Origin of the sequence: Veillonella sp. (genome assembly GCF_032470285.1) — a bacterium.
GTDB lineage: Bacteria > Bacillota > Negativicutes > Veillonellales > Veillonellaceae > Veillonella.
On sequence record NZ_JAWEKP010000003.1, the window covers coordinates 12696 to 35698 of the forward strand.

The following is a 23003-nucleotide window of genomic DNA, read 5'->3' on the forward strand; positions in this document are numbered from 1 at the left end:
CCAATACGAGCTGCTTCGCCTGCTAGTCTATAATTTGCTGTTTCTCTTGTACATTACGTTCAGTAACAGCGCTTTTTGTACTATAAACAAAAGAATCAGGCAAAACCATTCCTAATTGTTCTTCTGCGATTTGTTGGATGCGTACAGGAGACTTCAAGGAAGCCACTTCAACGTCTAATGCATCGTTATCTTTTGTTAATTGTACTACAGCTTGCTGTGTTTTAACTACCTCATAGCCCAACTTTGTACTGTATGCATTCATAACCATCATGATAAGCAAGCATGCAACTAATGCAGCAATACCATATACAACTTGCCACATCATAGGGCTTAAATCTAAAGCTACGTTTGCACTACGTCTTCTCCCTTGTGCAATGACCAACATATCACCTTTTACTTGGCCCACAACAGCCTTTCTTGCTAACATAACACTTAACCCCTTCCAATTCTACAACTTTACTGCTACGCGCAATTTAGCGCTTCTAGCCCTCGGATTAACTTCAATCTCCCCTATACTTGGCTCTATAGCCTTATTTTTTGCCTTTACAACTGCCTTGTGATTACAAACACACATAGGCAATTGTGGAGGACATATACATGCGGTACTTAACTCTTTAAAAGTTTGCTTTGTAATTCGATCTTCCAAGGAGTGGAATGTAATAACTCCAATCTTTCCCTTTGGTTTTAACATCGATACAGCATCTACAAAACTATCATGCAAAATTGCTAATTCTCTATTTACTTCAATACGTATAGCCTGAAACGTCCGTTTTGCCGGATGAGGTCCATCTTGTCGTGCCTTTGCAGGTATTGCATTCTTAATAATTCTAACTAACTCACCAGTAGTAATGATTCTTTTTTCTTGGCGTGCTTCAACAATAAACTCAACAATCCGTTTAGCCCATCGTTCTTCCCCATAGTCGCGGATAATTTGCAGTAATTGTTCACTGTCATATTCATTAACAATTTCCTCTGCCGTAAGAGGTGCATCTTTATCCATTCGCATATCAAGAGGTCCATCATTCATATATGAAAAACCTCGTTCAGGAGTATCTAGTTGATAGCTGGATACACCAAGATCAAATATAAAACCATCGACTTCATAAATGCCTGCATTTTGGAGGGCTTCTTTTAAGTTAGAAAAGTTTGTAGGTATCGTTAACACCTGACATTTCAAATCAGATAAACGCTGTCGAGCTACACTCAAAGCATCTTCATCCTGATCTAAACCTACAATCATGCCTTCTGGATCTAGCATCTCACCCACTGCGTGAGCATGTCCTGCCCCACCGAGGGTACAGTCCACATAAATGCCTTTTGGATTAGTTACGACGGAGTCCACCGTTTCACGTAAGAGTACGCTAGTATGATTAAATTCCATCATAGCCTCCTATAACATAATCCCTTCAAGCCCTTCAACTAATTCTTCCATGCTTTCAGCCACTTGCTCATCATAGAAATCGTATTTTTCACGGCTCCAAATTTCAACGTGGTCCCCAGCACCTACAATAACAGCCTGTTTATCGAGGCTTGCATATTCACGTAGTGGTACAGGAATGAGGACACGACCTTGTTTATCATATTCAAGCTCAGCAGCACTACCAAAAACAAAACGTTTTAAGGCACGCACGCTAGCTTTAGTGGAAGATTGTAATTGTAAAGCAGTGGAAATTTTCTTCCACGCCTCTTCGGTGTAAATAGCTAAGCAGTTATCTAGGCCTTTTGTAACGATGCACAAATCACCTAGTTGTTCACGTATTTTCGCAGGTATAATCATCCGCCCTTTTGTATCAATGGTGTGATTATATTCGCCCATGAACATACGTATCACCGCCTTTCTCTATTTCTTATCCACCACTATATGGTAAATTCTACCACAATTCCCCACCTTTCACAACAAAAAATCCATTTTTATCCCACTTTTTTATATTTTTCTTGTTTAATCTCTATTTTTCTCCTCTTTTCTACAATACATATGTTCGATAATATATTAAAAATACATTAATCTTAACCACTCTCCACCACAATGATGAAATACCACACCTTAAATGGACATAAACCCCACTTTTAGATGTATTATGTTTAGCAACTCAATGTATTGTTTAGTAATGCATAAACGTTAAATATATTTAGGTCTATATTAAAAAAGCAAAAAAACCTCATCAATGTACAACACATACATTGATGAGGTTTTCCTCTATTTATATAATTTTAATTATAGTATTAGAATTTAGATTCGATAGCAGCTTGAAGATCGCCTTTAGGCAAGAAACCAATTTTACGGTCTACTACTTCACCATCTTTTAAAATAACGAATGTAGGCAATACTTCAACTTGTAAGTTACGTGCTAATTCTGGTTCTTCATCAGCGTTTACTTTTACAAAGTTAGCTTTACCTTCAAGCTCACCTGCAATTTCTTCAATGATAGGCATCATACGTACGCAATAACCGCACCATGGAGCCCAGAAGTCAACAACAGTAACACCACCTTGGTTTACTAAATCTTGATATTCAGCAGTTTTTAAATCTTTTAATTCGCTCATTGTACCCTCCTACGGTAATTGAACTAATACACAATCTTGAATGACATGCAGATCTAAAGCATGTGCTTTTTCAACAACAGATGGTTTATCCGCCCCCGGTTGCAACCACACAACAGAAATGCCAAGTTCTCTGCATTCATCAAGTGCAGCTAACCCCGCTGCTTCTGGTACAACAAAATCTACCACAGTAGGCACAACGGGAAGTGCAGAAAGACTAGAGTAACAAGTGTCTCCATCTATTTCTGCAATATTAGGATTGACTGGATATACTTCATATCCGTGATCTTTAAGACATTTATAAATCTTATAACCGAACTTTTCGGTTTTATGGGTAGCTCCAATAACGGCCCATACTTTTTGATTTAAAGCTTGTTGAATTGTCATTTCGACCACCTCTTATATACTATTATAAATAAATATCGAATATTGTCAATATATTATATCGAATTATATAGTTAAAGAATTATTCTCTTTTAGCAATCATTCTATAACATAAAGCAATACTATTTTTTTGCTCTATTCTTTGATTTCTATCTCAATCGCTTTCTGACTAAGACTAGGTAAATTTAAATCAATCTCAATTAATTCAGATAAACTGATTTCTCTACGAATTAATGTATGAGCTTCAACTAAGCCCCCTACAATAGCCAGCTCACCTAAAATCCTATTAGGAGACCATTGATTTTCACGTAATTCACGAATAGTAATACTCTTTTGTCGCTTAGATAATCTATGCCCTTCAGAATCAATTAATAATGGAGCATGCCCATAAGAAGGTAGTTGTATATTTTTAGATTTGAAACTGGTTTGTAATGTTTTATATAAATATATTTGCTGCCCCGTAGTCTCTAGTAAATCGTCTCCACGAATGACCTCCGTTATCCCCATAGCAATATCATCCAATACGACAGCTAAATTATAGGCATACATACCGTCACCACGACGCAATACATAATCATCTAATTCACCTTCCAAATGAATATGTTGAAAGCCTTGCCAACGATCTACGAAATCTATATCACAGGAATTAACGGCTAAACGCAAAGATGGCTCCTTAGACGTCATAAACTCTTTTATCAATTTAGCCTCTAGATGACGGCAATGACCATCATATCGATGTACTACCTCTCCTACATGGGGCGCCGAAGCAATAGAATGCAGTCTTGTGCGATTACAAAAGCAAGGATAAATTAGTTTTTCTGATGCAAGATGTTCTAATACGTCTCCATAATATGTTTGTCGTTCACTTTGCCAATATGTTGATTCTGGTCCACCAACACGAGGCCCTTCATCCCATTCAAAGCCTAGCCACTCTAAATCATCTAATAGAGCTTCCCCTAACTCACGTTTAGAGCGTTGGATGTCTATATCCTCCATTCGCACAACATACTGCCCTTTTTGTTGCTTCGTAGAAACATAAGATAAGAGGGCTATCCACACATTTCCGAGATGGATATATCCTGTGGGGCTTGGAGCAAATCGACCTTTCATGATACCCTCCTACAGTACAAAACAAGTGGCATACCCCGTAGAATTACACAGAATATGCCACTATACATGATATAAAACAATTATCCTAGAGAAATAATGTTATCGAATACCTTACCAGCGTCTTTAATTTTTTGTTCGTTCCCCATTGTACAAATATGATTGTCCTTCAATACTGGTTCAACCACATCTGCTAAAGCAACGATATCCTCTGGCTTACAAGCGATAACTTGTTTACGAAACTCTACCTTATCCTCTAGTTTAGCACCGCTAAAATACATCCCCATCGCACGTGGACCACGCAACGCAGGAGTCATAGGCAAGTCCAAGGAGCTCATAGTACCGATAATATATTTACGCATCTCACGATCAGCCAACGTAAACTCACGAAGGTATTGAGGTAATTCTTTATATACATTTAATGTTTCTACCAAGTTTGGATCGCGATAGCTACAGAAAATCATATTACCATCGTCGTAGAAGTTTGCAAAGGCCCCGTAAGCACCGCCTTGTACACGAATACGAATCCAGAGATATTCATAACGTAAAATTGTTTCCAATACACTCATTGGACCTACATGTTTATACCCATGGTCTATAAAGTTACCACCTTGAGCTACATATTGAACCTTACCAGCTGTAACGATACCATCATTACCAGACAAACGTGTAATCTTTAATGTATCATTACTTAAGTCAGTAGTATCCCAAGTTTCAATCAATGGTTTCATGAGATTTTCAAAGGCTTCTAATTCGCCTTCTTCACCAACGAACATGATATCTACATTATTAGCACGGAAAATCTTACGAGCCACATCAGCTAATTTTTCTGGCAATAATGGTAATGCCGCAGGATTAGAAGCCAATTCGCTAATCTTTTGATAGTAACCAAAGTTACCATTATCTCTAAATTTACCAACTGCAGATACTTGTGCCATAACACGTTGACTTACAATGGAGTTGCCACGACGAAACGCTTCATTATCCCAAATAGCTTTGCTTTCTTGAACAAGTTCGGTCAAGCGTCTATGGTCACTATAATCTGCTTTTTGTACTACTTCGTTAATCAAACGGCATAAGTCAGGTAATTTAGAATGCAAGGCTTTAGCTCGAACAATCATGAGAGGCGTAAATTCATCACGCTTACCATCTTTGCTAATAGCCGTAATATCTGAGCTTAAACCACCAAGATTCATATTGATATCTTTCGCCAATGCTTCATAGCCACGTTCAGATGTGTTGATACGACCGATAATATCACTTAGAATATCGGCATAGAACAACTCATCTTCTGTAAGACAACTTAAATTAAAGTAAAGACCTACATAGTTGATGCCTTTTGTGAAAGTAGGTACAAAATGTACTGTAGTATTGCCAATTTTACTTTCACGACGTTCTACTTCTTCAATATTAGGATTTAAATCTGATAATTCAAGCAATGGAATCGACGCTAATGCTTCGTCGCTATCTGGAGCTTCTTGACGAAATTTAAGTCGTTTTGTTTGCTCTACAATCGCTTCGATTTCTTCTGGAGTCATCTTAGCTTTTACAGAAGCTAAATATTCTTTAACCTCTGCATCCTTGCGCTCTTGAAGACCACGTTCAGGATAAATAGAAACAAGCACTTTATGATTGTTATTTAAGATAGATTGACGAATTAAATCTTCAAAGTACGTACCAGATAAGCCCTTGCGAATATTCACTAATGCTTCTTCGTAGTGTAATAGTTCAAGTGGGTCATTGTCATATAGCCAATTATCCATCATACGGATAACATAAGCAAGACCAATTGGACGACCACCAAAGTCGCTTTCACGAAGAGCAAACTCAATGCTATTCAAGGAAGCTTCTAATAATTCTTTATCTAAACCGTTATCACAAAGTTCTTGCAATGTAGATTCCACAATACGCTGCAAGTCAGCTTGTTTATCGAGATTAGAGCCAGTTGCTTGCACGGTCCACAAAGGTTGACGAATACTATCAAGATAATAACCACTCACATCAGAGCCGATACCGGCTTTCACCAAAGCCTGTTTAAGAGGCGCCGCAGGAGATGTCAACAATGCATGTGTTAATACCTCAAAAGCCAAGCTATGCTCAGGTGTTACATCAGGTAACACATAGGCAAAGGAATGTAAAGTTCGATTGTCGGTTGGCTCTTCAGAACCTACGCTATATGGATAACTTACCACTTTACCTTCCGTAAATGGCGTTTGTATACCAACCTCTGTATTAACCTCAATAGCATCAAAATGACTTAAGTACTCATCATTCAAGAATGCCAATTGCTCTTCAATATTCATATCACCATAAAGGAAGATATAACTATTGGACGGATGATAATGAACTCGATAGAACTCTTGGAACTCTTCATAAGTTAAGTCTGTAATATGGTCAGGATCTCCACCAGAATCAACACCATAAGTGGTATCTGGGAAAAGTTCACGCATCATTTGGCGTTCTAGAACGGAATCTGGAGAGGAATAAACCCCCTTCATCTCATTGAATACAACACCTTTATAGGTAAGTTCATCGTCCGCACGATCTAATTCATAATGCCAACCTTCTTGCATCACGATTTCCGCATCTTCACGAACGCGTGGATACAATACAGCATCAAGATATACGTCCATCAAGTTGTGGAAGTCTTTATCATTCTTGCTTGCTACAGGATACATTGTTTTATCAGGGTAAGTCATAGCGTTTAAGAACGTGTTTAAAGATCCCTTAACAAGCTCAACAAATGGCTCTTTTAAAGGAAACTTACGAGAACCACATAAAACGGAATGTTCCATAATATGTGCAACACCAGTACTATTATGTGGTGTTGTTCTAAAAGCGATATTGAATACTTTATTAGAATCTGGTGAATCAATATAAATTAAACGAGCACCAGACTTTTCATGTTTCATTTCATAAGCGGTACCATTGATCTCATCAATGCGCTCAATGCGGTCAAGGCGAAAGCCAGAATAAACCTTATTTATTTCCATGCTGTCCCTTCTTTCTATACTAATATAATGATTTCTCTCTGAATAATTTATTATATCATATCGATGACTCTATATATAGATGTTAAGAATAATTATCGAATTATAAAACCCCATAGGCAAGTATTCCCATGGGGTTCATATTATTTATTATGTTGCATCTGCCACTTTTGATTGCGACGCAAGGTTAATAAGCCTTCTAACACGGCTTCGAATTGTATAAAACTCAATGTATATGGTTGATACATATCTGGTACAACCTTGTAAGTAATAGTAACCTCAGACTTATCATAATCATAGAAGATACCATGTAAATTACTCATTGTTGTGTAACCAGTTTGAGCTTGTTCCAATGTTGGAATAGGCTGATTTTTTAGATTTCCTAGTAGATCGCTAATGAAACCTTCCTTACGACCTTGGTCATTGAGCATTTCATCCATAAAACTACGTAGACTATCCATGCAATGATTAACCTCGTTGATCTAACAATAAGCCATTATGAATTACACGAACAGCATCTTTTACGCGATCTTCAGCAACAAGACAAGAAATACTAATTTCAGAAGTAGAAATGATTTCAATATTGATACCTTCTTGGCTCAAAATATCAAACATTTGCGCAGCTACACCAGGCTGTCCTAACATACCTGCACCAATAATGGAAACTTTAGCCATTTTTTCATCAATATTAACGGCTTCAATATCTACTGCTTTTTGTAATTCTTCTAATACTTCTCGAGCTAATACCACATCATCCATAGCTACTGTAAAGATAAGATCAGTTTTTGGTTCTCCCACGGAACGGATAGATTGAACAATCATATCTACGTCAACGTTTCTAGCAGCTAACGCTTTGAATACAGTCGCTGCAACGCCTGGTTTATTTTCAACGCCTACAAGGGCTACTTTTGCTGTATTTGTATCATCAGCTACGCCAGTAATTACGTGTTTATTTGCTTCCACAGTATAATCCTCCCGAATAATAGTACCTGGTTTATCACTAAATGTAGAACGTACATGAATAGGTACACCATAACGGAAACCCATTTCTACGGCACGCGGTTGCATTACACCTGCACCAAGGCGTGCCATTTCAAGCATTTCGCCATACGTTACTTCTTCTAATTTAAAAGCTTCCTTCGCCACGCGAGGATCTGTAGAATATACGCCGTCTACATCCGTAAAAATCTCACATACATCCGCTTTCATAGCACCTGCCAATGCAACAGCTGTTGTATCAGAGCCACCACGGCCTAATGTCACCATATCACCATATTCAGTTATACCTTGGAAACCAGCAACTACTACAATTTTACCTTCATCCAAAGCTTCAAACACACGATTAGGATCAACTCCCAAAATGCGACCTTTATTAAATGTATCACTACTTGTAATACCCGCTTGATCACCTGTTAAGGATATAGATTCCTGACCACGTTCGTTAAAAGCCATTGCCATCAATGCAATTGTTACTTGTTCACCGGTAGATAACAAGCGATCCATTTCACGACCATACGGCTTGGATGTAACTTGTTTAGCTAAGGCCACCAAGTCATCAGTTGTATCACCCATAGCGGATACAACAAGAACGATTTTATCGTCAGCTTGCTTCTCACGAAGAACGCGATCAACAATATTAAATATTTTTTCTGGTGTAGCTACGGAACTGCCACCAAATTTTTTAACGATTAAGGCCACAATAATCCCTCATTTAACTATGTTTACTAAATATCAATATGCATATACTTTACCACAAACAAATAGCACTGTAAAGGGATGTACAGCATTTAATCCACTGGAGTGATACAAAACTCCTTTTTATATGGACATTAAAAATCAAATAATATGTCTATAATATTATGAATATGAATTAAATATTCCTAACATGTATTAGCCATAATGCCATTAAATATCTACTATTGAAAGTTTAACTTTACCTCATTATTAAGCTATGTAAACACATAGATATACAAAAAGACCAGCCCTAGGACTGGTCTTTATTAGTTGTAATAGTTAATTAAGCAACTACGATATCTTTTTCAGATTCCCACAAACCGTGGATATTGCAGTAGGATACAGCAATCAATTTACCAGATTTGTTCAAGGAAACTGCCAATGTACCTTCAGAAATTGCATGTACAGGGCCTTCGTTTGCAGTTGCACCATCACCATGTACGTTGAAGGAAATTTCACCAACTTCAAATGGCAATTGAGTACCTTCAGCCACAAAGTATAATTTAATCCATTCAATGTGATGTTCTACAGTGTTTGGATGTGCAATATCTTTACCTACGGATAAAGTAACGTGGAATGTTTCACCTGCTTTTACAGTGTCAACTGTTTCGATAACAGGAACGTGTTTTTCAGTAGCGAAATCACCAGATTTAATGTAATCATGTACAGCCATAGTTAACCTCCTGGTTAGTCTTATATACATACTTAATGTCAAGAATATTGAGCACCTCTGTGCTTATGACTATATTATACATTTTCGATATAGTTTTAGCAAGTTCTTTTTCGATTTTTTTCGATTTTTTTGAATTAAATCAAAATTCTATTCCTTTAGCAGCTTTTATGCCCTTTTCATAAGCATGCTTTACTACCTTCATTTCTGTGACAGTATCCGCCATATCAATGATTTCAGGTTTAGCATAACGCCCCGTCAAAACAACATGAAGTCTTTTAGGCTTATTTTTTAGCATTTCCACTACAGAATTCACATCAATAAGCTCATAATTAATAGCATTATTTATTTCATCCATAACAATTAAATCCCATTTGTCGGAGTTTACTTCCTCTACCAATGTACGCCAAGCGGCTTGTGCTGCTTCTTTGTGGCGAGCAAGCTCAGCTTCCCCTACTTCATTACGGTTATAGTAAATAAAGCCTTTTCCCATGGAACGAATTTCAACTTGATCACCTAGTTTGGCAAGACCTGCCAATTCACCATAGCCATTACCACTCTTAATAAATTGTAATATAAGAACTTTAAAACCTTGTCCAACAGCACGTAAAACAACACCCAATGCCGCTGTTGTTTTACCTTTACCATTGCCTGTATTAACTAGAATTAATCCACGTTCTTCCATAATAGCTCCTTTAATACGAACTAATACATCTACACATCTATAACTTTTGGGCTTTATAAGCAGCACATGTATCAACAAAATGTTGTGCCCCTTCATCAGAGCCAGCAAAGTTCAAATGTAAATAAGAAGCTAATACATTTTTTGTTGCATAGCCGCCGTCATACGATTGAGGTTTACGGCCTCCTTCTAAATGAAAAGCCCATGGAAAGTCATTTATAGTTGGCTCCATTGTAGAGAAATGGAACTCATGACCACGAATAGCTGTATTCATAGCACCTAATAAAGTATCTCTCTTTGCAATTGCTGTAACATAGCCCACCTTTTGAAGCTTTTGTTGCATCACACAATTGGCAGGTACAATACCTACAGTTTTATATACAGAACCTCCAAAGTCATTAATACTTTCACAAAGATACATGAGGCCACCACATTCGGCATAAATAGGCATACCTTGTGCATTAGCTTGGCGGATAGATTCCTTCATAGACTCATTGCTAGATAACTGAAATAAAAACATTTCTGGGAAGCCACCACCGAATACAAGTCCGTCTACATCAGGAATTACCGAGTCATTAAGCGGACTAAAGTAAACAAGCTCAGCCCCTTTTTCCTCTAACGCAGCAAGACTAGCTGGATAGTAAAAAGAGAACGCCTCATCATAAGCTACACCGATTTTCACATGTTTTTCAATGGTTTTAACATCTATAGCATCTGGTAGTTCAATAGTTGGTGCATTAGTAGCAATTTCCAATAGTGCATCGAGATTTACCATCTTCTCAACAGCTTCTCGAATCGTATTAATCGCCTCTGTTGGATCAATTTCAGTAACCGGTGTAAGTCCTAAATGACGTTCTGGAGAATGCATACGATCATCACGATAAATGGCACCAATAACAGGTACACCGATTTTATCCATCCCTTCACGAACCATACGCTCATGATTGGCTGAGCCTAAGCGGTTCAAGATGACACCACCAAAGTTTACCTCTGGGTCATAGTCACGGAACCCTTTAGCAATAGCGGCTGCACTTTCACCCATAGCTTTACAATCAATAACAAGCACCACCGGTGCATTTAACTGTTTAGCAATTTGAGCCGTAGAACTAACACCTTCTCGACCACCATCGTAAAGGCCCATAACACCTTCAATAATGGCAAGGTCTACATCATGTGCCATTGTAGCAAAGAAAGGAGTCAACTTGTGAGGTGGCACGAGCCACGTATCTAAATTATAGCTGTCACGGCCGGATGCAATTTTATGAAAGCCCGGATCAATATAATCCGGGCCCACTTTAAAAGATTGCACCGTACGTCCACCATTTGCATAAGCGGCCAATAAACCCGCTACGATAGTTGTTTTACCAACACCAGAGTTGGTACCAGCAATGACAACACGTGGAATCTGTACTGTGTTCATAGATATTACCTCGTAATACGATGTGTTTGTTAACGCTCCTTGCGTTTTGCAAGAATTGTAGATAAGTAGTTGAGTTTAGTATCTTTTGGCATATTATCTAAACCTACGAATACTTGCTCATCAGGCAAACCTACACGGCTAATCATAACCGCATCATCTGCCATATTATGTTTAATCAAGGTTTCTTGTACTTCATCAAAGTTTTTATATACCTTCATAATAACTGCATCATCTGCAACAGCCAATACAGCATCGATTTTTTCTTTAGGCGCTGTAGCTGGAACGATGGCCAATACCTCTTCCTTCTCTACGATTGGATAGCCAAGGTGAGATCCGATAGCACAGAATGCAGTAACGCCAGGAATTGTTTTAATTTCATGCCCTGTGTTTTCAATCAAACGGTATACATACATATATGTGCTGTAGAACATAGGATCACCTAATGTTAAGAATACAACACTTTTACCTTCATCCAAATAAGACAAGATAACGCGTTTAGCCTCTTGCCAGCCTTCCTCTTGCGTAGAATCATCCAACACCATTGGGAATACTACGGGAACGATTTCTGTATGTTCTTGGATATATGGGGATGCGATATCAAGGGCTACGGAACCATCTTTCTTTTCTGTTTTAGGTGTGATAATAATATCTGCTTCTCCTACGATGCGAGCAGCTTTCACAGTCATTAATTCAGAATCGCCAGGGCCTACGCCAATACCATATAATTTACCTTTCATGGGTATCTCCTATTCTTATAGTCACACTCTATTTATAATTACAATATCTTTTATTATAACCAATTTATACAATATATACAAAGATACTATTTAATATTTGGTATTGCAGGACGATGTGGGCTACGTTTGCCATACAAATCATCGATACAATCTTGCACATGTTGACGGAAAATATCATGAATCGCTTCATATTCACCTAGAGCACTATGAATTGGTTTAACCTCATATCCTGCTCCAGCGAGTTCATTCACTATGCTATCCTCTTCGTCACCAAATAAATCATTTTGTGCATGATCCCCGAGTACCAATAATAAAGGATGTACATAAATTGTTTTTGGGCGTTTACCATCAAGCCATTCCCAAGGCATTGCTACATCTGACACATATGGTGCGTTTTCAAGTACAGCAATACGCACATTCGTAAGTCCATTACGGATTAGCTTAAACTGTAAATTACCATATGAAGAATTGCCAGAACCAAGACCTCCATGACCAACCAATAACAAACCATCATCTTTGGAAATATTAAGAGATTTAATGAAACGGTCAATCAAGATTTGGTAATCATCTGGGTGCTCTTCTTGTCCCATATAGTATACGAGAGGTCTACCTACACGCAATACTTCGAGTTGTCCTTCCCCTTCATGAGCAAGGATATTATTTTTCAATTTATCGAACTCTTCGCCACCGGTGAAATGAAGTGGCTGCACATATACATGTGTATAACCTTCTTGAATCAGTTTTTCTAACGCCCCTTGTTCAGTAGGAATCTCAATACCACGCTCACGTAAGCGCTTAACGATGATACGAGACGAAAAAGCTAATTCTACAGTATAATCCGGATACGATTTACGAATATGTTCTACTACAGAATCGATATTATGTTCACGAGCACTGTCCACAGTGGACCCAAAGGCAACAACTAAGATAGCTTGTTTCATGAATGTCTCCTTATATTAACTAATAATTTATCTTAATCATACCATAGACCATTCTCTAGGGGCATACCATGGTACGTATAAAATGGAAATTATTCTTATCTTTCATGGTAAAAGTAAAAATCCTCCTCATTGGATATCCAACAAGGAGGATTTTTATTAATGTGAAAGAGTGGAGTGTTGTATGTCTAATTATGTAATAACAAATATCAAGAAATCAAACCTTGCGCTTCCAAGCGAGAATTTGTCATGACAGGTTTTACAGATTCTCTAGGCATGGGCCGCTTCCGATCAGACATGCGGATAGCTTGACCTAAATGTTTCAAGAATAAATCTTGTACATGTGGGTTTTCCCCAAGCCCTTCATTCCAGATGTCAACATTGTAGCCTTCCTCAGCGAGTAAAGCATAAATGGAATCGGAGCGTTCACCGCCAAGGTAATCCATTAAATGTGTTGAACCTATGAGAGCCAATGGTACAACTAATAAATCTTTATGCCCCATACGATCCAAGAAAGTAAGAGCTTGTTTGAATGTAGGGAAACCATTTGTAGTAAATACTACTACGTTTGGCGCTGCTCCATACATAGCTTTTAATTGCAATGTACTGAACTCTAATTGATTTTGACCATTCGCCATGAGTACAACAGATTTATTAAGTGCTTTTGTATTAACATGACGAACAATGCTTTCTAATGTTGCTTCATAATCATCGGCATAATTTTTTACACCTAAAGAGGTAAGCAATGGTTTACCAATATTTACCTGGCTAAAACCATATTCATTGCTATGTAAAAATTTTAATGCTTGTTTGCGCATTTGTTGGTAGCACTGATCTGCCACCAAGGTAATAGGTTGAATGTACACCTCATCGATACCCATACGAGCGAAATCTTGCATAGCCTCTGTGAAAGAGGAAATCTTATCTTCGTATTTCTCATTCCACTTCTCTACTAATGCATCAGATAAGAATACGCGGCGTACCTCCATATCACTATACATGGAACGTACTTTTTTCTCTATACTGCCAATGGATTTCTCCACAGCATCTTGGTAAATTGATCCAAAGGATGCAATAATTATGCCTTTCATATGTGACCTCCATATTACTCATACATGAAACAACTTTCACAATTGAAAATTGTTATCAACTACTATGTGTCAATAATACATGATTGAACTACGAAAGTCAATGAGAAATATTATCACTAATTGCACTGGCATCAATGTACCGCCATGAACCTTTAAATAATATTAGATATAGTACATATACATTTACATAAGGTATGAACACCCCAAATAACCAAAAAGCACTACTATAAGAATCATGTAACCGCAGAATTAGTACTTTTAATAAATATATAAAACACCAAATCAAAAAAATAGCTACAATAGATGATAAAAATATATTCTTTAATAATATTGTAGGTAAAATAGTCCCTATTGAATAAATTAATATTACAAGTAATAGAACCATGAATTGATATACTATATAATAATATATCAATTCACCTCTTGATATACGGCCCTTCCAGTTAAATAACTCAAGCGATAAGCTTTTTTTTAAAATCGGTAAGATTTTATATAAGGAAAATTCATCTAAAAATTGTTCAAACCCGCCATAGTCAATTCTTATAAAGCTAGACCCCACCTTTTCAATACAATTTGATAAGCCATAGTCATTATTATATTCATTACTAGGAAACAAAGATAATATTAATAACCCTACTACCAATATGTTTAAATTAACTGACATATTTGTAATCAAGGAATCCTCTGTATATGTTACCTCTAATATAGGTGGTAAATAATTTAAATAATTAGTGTACAACGTATATATACCGGCTACTATTACAAATCCTGAAATCCATTTTTGATTAACATCTAGAACTCGTCTAATTGCTAGTAAAGAAAAAATTACTAACGATATTACTAAATTAGTATATCCAATTAAAGACACTACACTCTCTTCATACTCTGGTAAGGAATTAAATGTTAGTCCTGGCATAGCAATATAAGAAAAATATACTAATATTATAGAAAGTAAGTAAGGAGTACGAGTAATACGCCATGATAACATTAAAGATTTAACGTTAGTTCTTAACAAAAATAACTCGTCCTTAATTGCTTTTGCGCTTATAATATCTTTCAAGATCATATTTTGTAATATCCTTCCACCCTTGATCAAATAAAATTTTATATTTTCCATTCTCCTCTTCTACAATATAATCTCTCCCATTACCTTTATTAGTCCAACTACTGCTATACTACATAAAACAAGAAAAAAGATAATGATGAACCTAATTCGACTTACAATGATATCATACATTCTCTTGTCACCAGCTGTGATCGTACCACTGCGATTACTTCGCCATAAATCATATACACAAGCGATACAAAGAATAATTATTAAAATATACTTCAAATCTATCATATAACTAGGCAACGCAATATAACCACTAAATAATGTAAGTCCGAAGAAACAATTCCCTAAGATACCAATTACAATTTTAACTATTTGCTGTCTAGCTATAATAACGTGATAATTCACCATTAATAAGCCAAAGAGGCCAATTACAGTATTCTCAAACATATCTACCCTACTAATTTAAAACTATAGTACTATAATCTATTTAATATATACATTACACTATTACTTCAAGATACACAAAATGGTGTTGAACTCAAAGGAGGACAACACCATTTTTTAATTAAGAATCATATTAAAATCTAAAAGAATACTATCCAAACTAACACTAATCCATATAAAAACATGATTGCATGAATTGTTAGAATTGAATTAATTATACTTTTCTTTTTTCTTTCATCATCACTATTTTTATATTTATATCTATGTAACCATAATATACAAAAATACATGATAACCGCTAATACCATACCTGAATAAAAATATGTATCTGATACAAAATAGTTAGCTTCATATAATTGATTTATTAAGTATCCAGCAATTAATATCACAAGCAATATAGACTCTATTAAGACTTGTGATTTATTCTTTGCTTTATGCATAAGAAAAATATCATATATTAACCATATGCTGATTCCCCAAATTAATAGATTATAAATCATATATTATGTCTCACCCATAAAATTTAAAATTCTTATTAATATATGTAATATTTTTAAGCATAATAAATCTGATAAAAGGGCCTTCCATAGCCACTACAACTTCTGTAATTTTATTTTACTAAAATATTTTTTATATTTCTTATAATAGCATATTTTGATGGGACACCTATATGACTAAAGTAATAAAAATGGCGACCTGTACTTGTGGAGCGACATCAGGAACGAGGAGCAAACAAGTATAGGTCGTCATTTTTAAGGTAGTTGTAGTAATATTATTGGGCCCCATCAAAATATATTTAAAATAAAATTACTCATATATTCACATATTCATATCCTTATAACCAACAAGAATATAATTATAAAATGTACTATCATACTTTATTCATCACATTAATTTATTAATAATCTCTCAAATTCCTTATACTTCTAGGGGTATAGGGTTTATTGACACCTGTTTTCCGCTTTGTTACGATTGAAATAAGGTTATATATATGCGATGAATCCATAGTTTTCATATAATAGAACTATGTAAATGATTGCATATTAGTGTAGTTATAGTTATAGATAGGAGTATAGAAATGAAAAAACAATTAGCTTTAGCATCCGCTATTCTAGGTCTTGCAGTATCCTTTGGTGCACCAGTTGTATCTAATGCTGCATATCAATTAAATGAGGAAGTAAAAGATCCTACACCAGCATTGAAAGAAGCCGCTGCAATTGGTGTTCGTACACATAATACAGAAGCTTTACAAAACTTGCCAAACAAAGATGCTATGGTTGTTATGAGCTTTGGTACAACTTATAAAGATACTCGTGTGAAAACAATCGATGCTACTGTAGATGCTATTAAGGCAGCACACCCAAATACTAAAGTGATAACTGCTTTCACAAGCCATATTATTCGTGATCGTATCCAACAAAAAGAAGGCATTACATACCCTACACCTGAAGAAGCTTTAGCTGAACTTAAAAAAGATGGTTACACTCGCGTTGCATTGGCATCTCTAGATGTAATTCCTGGTATGGAATATAACTACGATGCAGCAGTATATAATTTATACAAAAATGATTTCAAAAAAATGACACTCGGTACTTCTCTTATGTACTGGATGGGTCAAGAAAACCAAACTGACCAAGTTATTGAAACATTAAAAGCTGTTCAATCCCAATTCCCTAAATTAGGTAAAGAAGATGGTCTTCTTATCATGGCTCATGGTACTCCAGATCCTTCCAATGCATACTATTCTGTAATTCAAGACCGTATCCATACTCTTGGCATGAAAAATGTATTCATCTACACAGTAGAAGGTACACCAAATCTTGAACAAGTTATCCCTCAATTGAAATTACATGGTATTAAACATGTTACATTGATGCCTTTCATGATGGTTGCTGGTGACCATGCAAACAACGACATGGCTGGTAACGAACCAGATTCCCACAAATCCATTCTTGAAAAAGAAGGCTTCAAAGTTGACACTTACATCCATGGTTTAGGTGAAAACCAAAACATCCGTAACTTATTCGTTGAACGTGCTAACGAAGCTTGGGATGCATTAGAAAAATAATCAATATAACTAAGATCGTTATTGCATATATAACATTCATAGGAGTACATCATGAAAAAACTACTACTCGGTAGTATCGCTTTGGTTATGATTGTACTAGCACTAGCTGGGTGTGGTAAAACCACATCCAGCTCTTCTGCTACTACGAAGGAATTGACCTTTAATGGCCAAACCTATACTGTACCAAAGGATCCACAAAAAATTGCTGTATTATCTAATTCTGTTTTATCTATGCTTTATGCTGTCGATGGTAAGGCTATTAGCCGTGCCAATACAACGGATAAACTAGCACCAGAGTTAGAAGCTCTACCAGCTCTTGGTCAAACTGCAAATATCAACATGGAACAATTATTAGGCTTGAAGCCAGATGTAGTATTGGGTTTAGTAAATCAACATAAAAAATATGAATCTCAATTACAAGCTAATAATATTCCAACCGTACTTTTTGATTACGATGGTATTAAAGATAATGTACCAATGTTAACATTTCTTGGCGAATTAACTAATCATCAAGATAAGGCTAAGTCTGTTATTACTACCTATGAAAACAATATTACCAAGGTAAAAGATGCAGTTAAGAATCAACAACCTGCACGTGTTGCCGTGTTACGTGCCACAGGAAAGGGTGTAACTGCCGAAACTGATGAAGCAGTTACTGCATCAATGGTAAAAGAACTAGGTATGACAAATGTTGTCTCCTCTCACCTAGATGGTACAACGAAGGACAAAACGGTCCCTTACTCTCTTGAAACATTGACTGCAGATAACCCTGATATTATCTTTGTTGTTACAATGGGTAAAGAAGAAGAAATTACAAAAGCTATGAAACAAGCTATGACAGATAATCCTGCATGGGCCAATTTAAAAGCCGTACAAAATAACCGCGTAATATACTTACCATCCAAACTATTCCTATTAAACCCAGGTCTACAAACACCTGAAGCTATGGCACGATTAGTTAAAGAAGCATACGGTATTAATGTTACATTCTAATATATTACTTCATACGAAAGAGGGCATCCCCCAAAAGGGAATGCCCTCTTTTTCAATTAGTATCAAACTACTCAACTAGTCCTTTTACGCGCACATATTTTTTATTATCAAAAGTATCAAGTTGTACATCTACAGAGAATACATCTCTAAACAACTCATCCGATATAATTTTACTTGTCTCTCCTGACGTTATTAAATGACCTTCTTTTATAACAGCCATATAATGTGAATATTGAACCGCCTGTGTAAGTTCGTGAAGTACCATGAGAACGGTTAAATCTTGTTCCTTATTTAATCGTTTCAATAACTCCATAATTTCTAACTGGTGATTAATATCTAAATATGTTGTTGGTTCATCTAATACTAATAATTTTGGTTGCTGTGCTAGCGCCATAGCAATCCAAACGCGTTGCCGTTCGCCACCAGATAGGGATGGAATTAATTGTTCTCTCAAATGATTCGTTTTCGTAATATCTAACGCATAGTCAACGATTTCACGATCTTCTTTAGCCGTGTTTTTCCACCATGTTTGGTATGGATACCGTCCGCAATATACCAATTCTTCTACAGTCATATCCTTTGGCATATTCGGTACTTGTGGCAAAAATGCCATTTGCCGTGCCAGATGATTTTGAGAATATGATTGTAACGGTTTATCAAATATGGTAATACATTCATGAGGACTATGGATATATCCGATCATAGATCGTAAAAGCGTACTTTTACCACAACCATTAGGCCCTATTAATGTCGTAATTTTACCGATAGGGACCGATACATTAATGTCATGTAGAATATGACGATTACCAAGAGTTACGGATAACTGTTTTACATCAATAGCGGTATTCATTAGTTATCCCTCCTCAACAGATACAAGAAGAACGGAGCTCCAAAGAATGCCATAATAATACCCACTGGTACCTCTATAGGGCTCCACATAACACGTCCTATTGTATCACTGACAACAAGAACTAAGGCGCCTAATAATGCGGATCCAGGCAGCAAATATGCATAGTCGTTACCGATTATAAGACGTAACATATGGGGAATAACCAAACCTACAAATCCGATAAGCCCAGCTATACTTACAGCACCAGCCGCTAAAAGAGCAGCCACTGCAGTCATAATAAACCGTGTTTGTTCTACCTTAAGGCCTAGTCCCTTTGCAGTTTCGTCACCTAAACTTAAAATGGTAAGTCGTTTAGCTCCTAAACAAGCAAAAATAAGTCCAACTATAGCATATGGAAACAGCACTTCTACCTGAGGCCAACTGCGTGCAGCGAGTCCTCCTACCATCCAAAGCAATGCCCCTTGTACACGATCACCAAAGAATACAAGTAGTGCTGAAATACCTGATCCTAAAAAGGCTGCGACCGCAACACCAGCTAAGATAATACGACTAGGTCGCACTCCATTTTTCCATGCTAATGCATACACCATGAGTGCTGCAGCCATAGCACCTAAAAAGGCCACTAAAGGAACTATATGATCATACCCAGGAAATAAAATAAATATGATAACACCAGCTAATCCGGCACCAGAGGATACCCCTACAATCTGTGGATCTGCTAGGGGATTTTTCATAACTGCTTGCAAAATTGCACCAGATACAGCTAGACAAGCCCCCACTAACGCAGCTACAATATTGCGAGGCAATCGAATATTCCAAATAATTTGTGAAGATGTATCAGTTAGTTCACTAGACCATAATGTATGCCAAATCTCAGCTAATGATACGGGTGTTGATCCCCAAATAAGAGATATAATCATGCTCATAATAACGGCGATGATTAAGATACAAATCACTGATACACGAAATAATTTTCGTTTATTACTTGATGCCATATGAACCCCCTCTCAAAATTAACTATATTATAAGAAATTTACTATAGTATAATTATCGTGTTTAGCTAATTTATGTTTAGCTAATTATTGTGAAAAATATATACAGTAAAACCCGAATCGCAAAACTACTAAAACACGATTCGGGTTTTATATTATTTAGATTCTTTACCTTCTACAAAGAGCATGTCATTACGTTTTACGTCTGTGTAAAGTAATGCATTACATACGGAGGCAGCGATTGGGCTACCGCCTTTGTTGCCTTTTACAGTGATGTAAGGAACTGGGGATACTTCCATCAAATAGTCTTTAGATTCTGCAGCACCTACGAAGCCTACAGGGATACCAATGATAAGAGCTGGTTTAATGCCTTCTTCAAGAGCAAGGCGCAATACTTCATACAATGCAGTTGGTGCATTGCCGATAGCAACAATTTGTCCTTCTAATTGTTTGCCAAAGGTACGCATAGCTGCAATGGAGCGAGTTACACCTAACTCTTTAGCCATTTTAGCTACGTTTTCATCTTTAATTAAGCAGTGCACTTCATTACCGCGAATTTTAAGAGCTGGCTTAGAAATACCTGTGCGAACCATTTCTACATCTGTATAAATGTCTGCACCATTATCCAATGCTTCAATACCTTTTTGAACAGCATCAGGGCTCATTTTTACGAGTTGAGCATATTCGACATCACCAGACGCATGTACTGTACGAGATACTACGCGCACTTCATCATCTGTTAAGCCTAAATCCTTTACATAATCGTAAATGATTTCCATGCTTTTATCTTCAATAGCTTTAGGATTTTTAACGTAATCCATTAGTGTCCTCCCATAATTTAAAGAATTCATCATTTGATGATACCACGTGACTTTCAAGTTTAACACGCGGACGATCGATAACAATAACATGGATACCAAGATCCATAGCAGCTTGTAATTTTGTATCAGCACCACCTACAAGGCCAGAGTTTTTCATAGCTACAACGCTTGCCTGTGTATCGTGGAACATGATGCGGTTCATATCATAAGAAAATGGACCTTGAACAGCAACAATGCGCTTAGGACTCACGTTGAGGTCTTCCATCATTTGTAACACCTCTGCAGTCGGCAAAATACGTGTCCATACTTCACAATCTTGTAAAGCATCAGATTTAGCAAAGATGTGCATTGTCTTACTACCTGTGGTCAAATACACATGTTTGTTATTTTCCTTTGCCAATTTGCCAGCTAAATTTGCGGCCTCTACCTCATCCACTACGATATGTAATTTATCATAATCTGGTAATGGTACCTCTTTACGTTCAAAGCGAACAAAAGGAATACCTTTAGCTTTTGCTGCATCTTGAGCCGTAGCTGTAACAATAGCAGCATACGGATGGCTCGCATCGATTAATAAGCGTATGTTGTGTTCCTTAATCAAATTTTGCATAGCCTCTTGGTCAAGGCGGCCAGTATGAACGGTAATTCCCTTATGGGCAGCAAGTTCTGCCCCATACTGACTCACAACAGTAACGAGAACCTCTTCACCTGTCCGTTCTTGAATATCTACCGCTAAGGTACGACCATCTAAGGTACCAGCGATGACCCAAATCATAATTTGTAGCCTCGAGGTGTAATCATGCGACCATTTTCAACATAGGTTTGGCTATTACCGATAATAACAAGTGTTTGCATATCCACTTCTTCGTTTGTGAAATTCTCAAGGTCAGAAATTACCATGTGTTGCCCTGGGCGACCTGCTTTTTGCACGATCCCAACAGGTGTTTTAGGATCGCGGTATTTAAGAACGATTTCACGAACTTCGTCTAAGTGTGTAACACGTTTTTTACTGCGTGGGTTGTACAAGGAGATAACCATGTCACCTTGCGCACAAAGGTCAGCACGTTTTTTAATTAAATCCCATGGAGTCATCAAGTCACTAAGAGAAATGACCGCAAAGTCATGCATCAAAGGTGCGCCTAAAACAGATGCTGCTACGTTTACAGCGCTAAGGCCAGGTACGATATCTACGGAAGGACGTTTTTCTGCTGGTACTTTATTAGCAAGTTCCAACACAAGACCTGCCATACCATATACGCCAGAGTCACCAGAAGACACAACTACGACTTGATGACCTTCTACTGCTAAATCAACAGCTTGTTGGCAACGATCCACTTCTTGCATCATGGCAGTTCCTACAGTCTCTTTACCTTCAATTAGGTCTTTAATCAAGTCAAGATAAGTTAAATAACCTACAACACGGTCAGCTGCCAAAATAGCTTCGCGTGCTTGAGGTGTCATGAACTCTTCATCGCCAGGGCCAATGC

At 36.9% G+C, this 23003-nt stretch carries 25 protein-coding genes; 2 read left to right on the forward strand and 23 right to left on the reverse strand.

Annotated elements, in window-relative coordinates; translation table 11 throughout:
* Positions 1–22: 22 nt before the first annotated feature.
* From ftsL to E7B10_RS04320, 18 genes are all read right to left on the reverse strand, one after another.
* Entirely contained in the window at positions 23–427 is a 405-nt protein-coding gene (ftsL, locus tag E7B10_RS04235) for a cell division protein FtsL (protein ID WP_004697156.1), read from the reverse strand.
* 21 nt (positions 428–448) lie between these two features.
* Positions 449–1381 (reverse strand): 16S rRNA (cytosine(1402)-N(4))-methyltransferase RsmH, encoded by a 933-nt coding sequence (gene rsmH / locus E7B10_RS04240; RefSeq protein WP_287511386.1) that lies wholly within the window; start codon positions 1379–1381, stop codon positions 449–451.
* A gap of 9 nt (positions 1382–1390) precedes the next feature.
* Positions 1391–1822, reverse strand: coding sequence for a division/cell wall cluster transcriptional repressor MraZ (gene mraZ / locus E7B10_RS04245; RefSeq protein ID WP_287501993.1), 432 nt, complete (start codon positions 1820–1822; stop codon positions 1391–1393).
* Between the two features lie 401 nt (positions 1823–2223).
* On the reverse strand, positions 2224–2544 hold the full coding sequence (gene trxA / locus E7B10_RS04250; RefSeq protein WP_004696229.1) for a thioredoxin: 321 nt from the start codon (positions 2542–2544) through the stop codon (positions 2224–2226).
* A gap of 9 nt (positions 2545–2553) precedes the next feature.
* The gene (locus E7B10_RS04255) at positions 2554–2928 is read right to left on the reverse strand and encodes a CoA-binding protein (RefSeq protein ID WP_316055516.1); all 375 of its coding nucleotides are present in this window, start codon (positions 2926–2928) and stop codon (positions 2554–2556) included.
* Between the two features lie 132 nt (positions 2929–3060).
* Complete coding sequence (gluQRS, locus tag E7B10_RS04260) at positions 3061–4035, reverse strand: tRNA glutamyl-Q(34) synthetase GluQRS (protein ID WP_287511388.1); 975 nt, start codon at positions 4033–4035, stop codon at positions 3061–3063.
* Positions 4036–4115: 80 nt separating this feature from the next.
* A complete protein-coding gene (locus E7B10_RS04265) occupies positions 4116–7025 on the reverse strand; it encodes an insulinase family protein (RefSeq protein WP_287511390.1) in 2910 nt (969 codons plus the stop codon).
* A 140-nt stretch (positions 7026–7165) separates the two neighbouring features.
* Complete coding sequence (locus E7B10_RS04270; RefSeq protein WP_004696238.1) at positions 7166–7483, reverse strand: hypothetical protein; 318 nt, start codon at positions 7481–7483, stop codon at positions 7166–7168.
* Between the two features lie 7 nt (positions 7484–7490).
* Positions 7491–8720, reverse strand: a complete 1230-nt coding sequence (locus tag E7B10_RS04275; RefSeq protein ID WP_119563148.1) for an aspartate kinase — start codon at positions 8718–8720, stop codon at positions 7491–7493.
* A 319-nt stretch (positions 8721–9039) separates the two neighbouring features.
* Positions 9040–9429 carry a class II SORL domain-containing protein gene (locus E7B10_RS04280; RefSeq protein WP_119563149.1) on the reverse strand — a complete coding sequence of 130 codons (390 nt, stop codon included), beginning with the start codon at positions 9427–9429 and terminating at the stop codon, positions 9040–9042.
* A gap of 139 nt (positions 9430–9568) precedes the next feature.
* Positions 9569–10111 (reverse strand): cob(I)yrinic acid a,c-diamide adenosyltransferase, encoded by a 543-nt coding sequence (cobO, locus tag E7B10_RS04285; protein WP_060919750.1) that lies wholly within the window; start codon positions 10109–10111, stop codon positions 9569–9571.
* Positions 10112–10148: 37 nt separating this feature from the next.
* Positions 10149–11528, reverse strand: coding sequence for a cobyrinate a,c-diamide synthase (locus tag E7B10_RS04290; RefSeq protein ID WP_287511392.1), 1380 nt, complete (start codon positions 11526–11528; stop codon positions 10149–10151).
* 29 nt (positions 11529–11557) lie between these two features.
* Positions 11558–12265, reverse strand: a complete 708-nt coding sequence (gene cobI, locus E7B10_RS04295) for a precorrin-2 C(20)-methyltransferase (protein ID WP_287511394.1) — start codon at positions 12263–12265, stop codon at positions 11558–11560.
* Between the two features lie 86 nt (positions 12266–12351).
* Entirely contained in the window at positions 12352–13206 is an 855-nt protein-coding gene (locus E7B10_RS04300) for a sirohydrochlorin cobaltochelatase (protein WP_287511395.1), read from the reverse strand.
* Between the two features lie 206 nt (positions 13207–13412).
* Positions 13413–14294: a sirohydrochlorin cobaltochelatase gene (locus E7B10_RS04305; RefSeq protein ID WP_004696252.1), complete on the reverse strand. Its 882-nt coding sequence runs from the start codon at positions 14292–14294 to the stop codon at positions 13413–13415.
* 97 nt (positions 14295–14391) lie between these two features.
* On the reverse strand, positions 14392–15411 hold the full coding sequence (locus E7B10_RS04310) for a DUF805 domain-containing protein (protein WP_024062487.1): 1020 nt from the start codon (positions 15409–15411) through the stop codon (positions 14392–14394).
* Between the two features lie 9 nt (positions 15412–15420).
* The gene (locus E7B10_RS04315) at positions 15421–15795 is read right to left on the reverse strand and encodes a hypothetical protein (protein ID WP_024062488.1); all 375 of its coding nucleotides are present in this window, start codon (positions 15793–15795) and stop codon (positions 15421–15423) included.
* A 137-nt stretch (positions 15796–15932) separates the two neighbouring features.
* Positions 15933–16232, reverse strand: coding sequence for a hypothetical protein (locus tag E7B10_RS04320; RefSeq protein WP_149026238.1), 300 nt, complete (start codon positions 16230–16232; stop codon positions 15933–15935).
* A 638-nt stretch (positions 16233–16870) separates the two neighbouring features.
* Between E7B10_RS04320 and E7B10_RS04325 the strand changes: the two genes are divergently transcribed.
* Together E7B10_RS04325 and E7B10_RS04330 are read left to right on the forward strand one after the other, a co-directional pair.
* Positions 16871–17860, forward strand: coding sequence for a sirohydrochlorin cobaltochelatase (locus E7B10_RS04325; protein ID WP_004696254.1), 990 nt, complete (start codon positions 16871–16873; stop codon positions 17858–17860).
* A gap of 51 nt (positions 17861–17911) precedes the next feature.
* Entirely contained in the window at positions 17912–18853 is a 942-nt protein-coding gene (locus tag E7B10_RS04330) for an ABC transporter substrate-binding protein (RefSeq protein ID WP_004696256.1), read from the forward strand.
* A gap of 67 nt (positions 18854–18920) precedes the next feature.
* On the opposite strand, the gene E7B10_RS04335 is transcribed toward E7B10_RS04330, so the two are convergent.
* The 5 genes from E7B10_RS04335 to cobJ form a co-directional block, all read right to left on the reverse strand.
* Positions 18921–19703 (reverse strand): ABC transporter ATP-binding protein, encoded by a 783-nt coding sequence (locus tag E7B10_RS04335; protein WP_004696257.1) that lies wholly within the window; start codon positions 19701–19703, stop codon positions 18921–18923.
* On the reverse strand, positions 19703–20698 hold the full coding sequence (locus E7B10_RS04340; RefSeq protein ID WP_004696259.1) for an iron ABC transporter permease: 996 nt from the start codon (positions 20696–20698) through the stop codon (positions 19703–19705). Before E7B10_RS04340 ends, E7B10_RS04335 begins: the two co-directional genes overlap by 1 nt.
* A 152-nt stretch (positions 20699–20850) precedes the next feature.
* Positions 20851–21516 (reverse strand): precorrin-8X methylmutase, encoded by a 666-nt coding sequence (locus tag E7B10_RS04345; protein ID WP_004696261.1) that lies wholly within the window; start codon positions 21514–21516, stop codon positions 20851–20853.
* Positions 21503–22291 (reverse strand): precorrin-6A reductase, encoded by a 789-nt coding sequence (cobK, locus tag E7B10_RS04350; protein WP_287511151.1) that lies wholly within the window; start codon positions 22289–22291, stop codon positions 21503–21505. The genes E7B10_RS04345 and cobK overlap by 14 nt, the downstream gene beginning before the upstream one ends.
* On the reverse strand, positions 22288–22977 hold the full coding sequence (gene cobJ / locus E7B10_RS04355; RefSeq protein WP_004696265.1) for a precorrin-3B C(17)-methyltransferase: 690 nt from the start codon (positions 22975–22977) through the stop codon (positions 22288–22290). The genes cobK and cobJ overlap by 4 nt, the downstream gene beginning before the upstream one ends.
* Positions 22978–23003 lie beyond the last annotated feature (26 nt).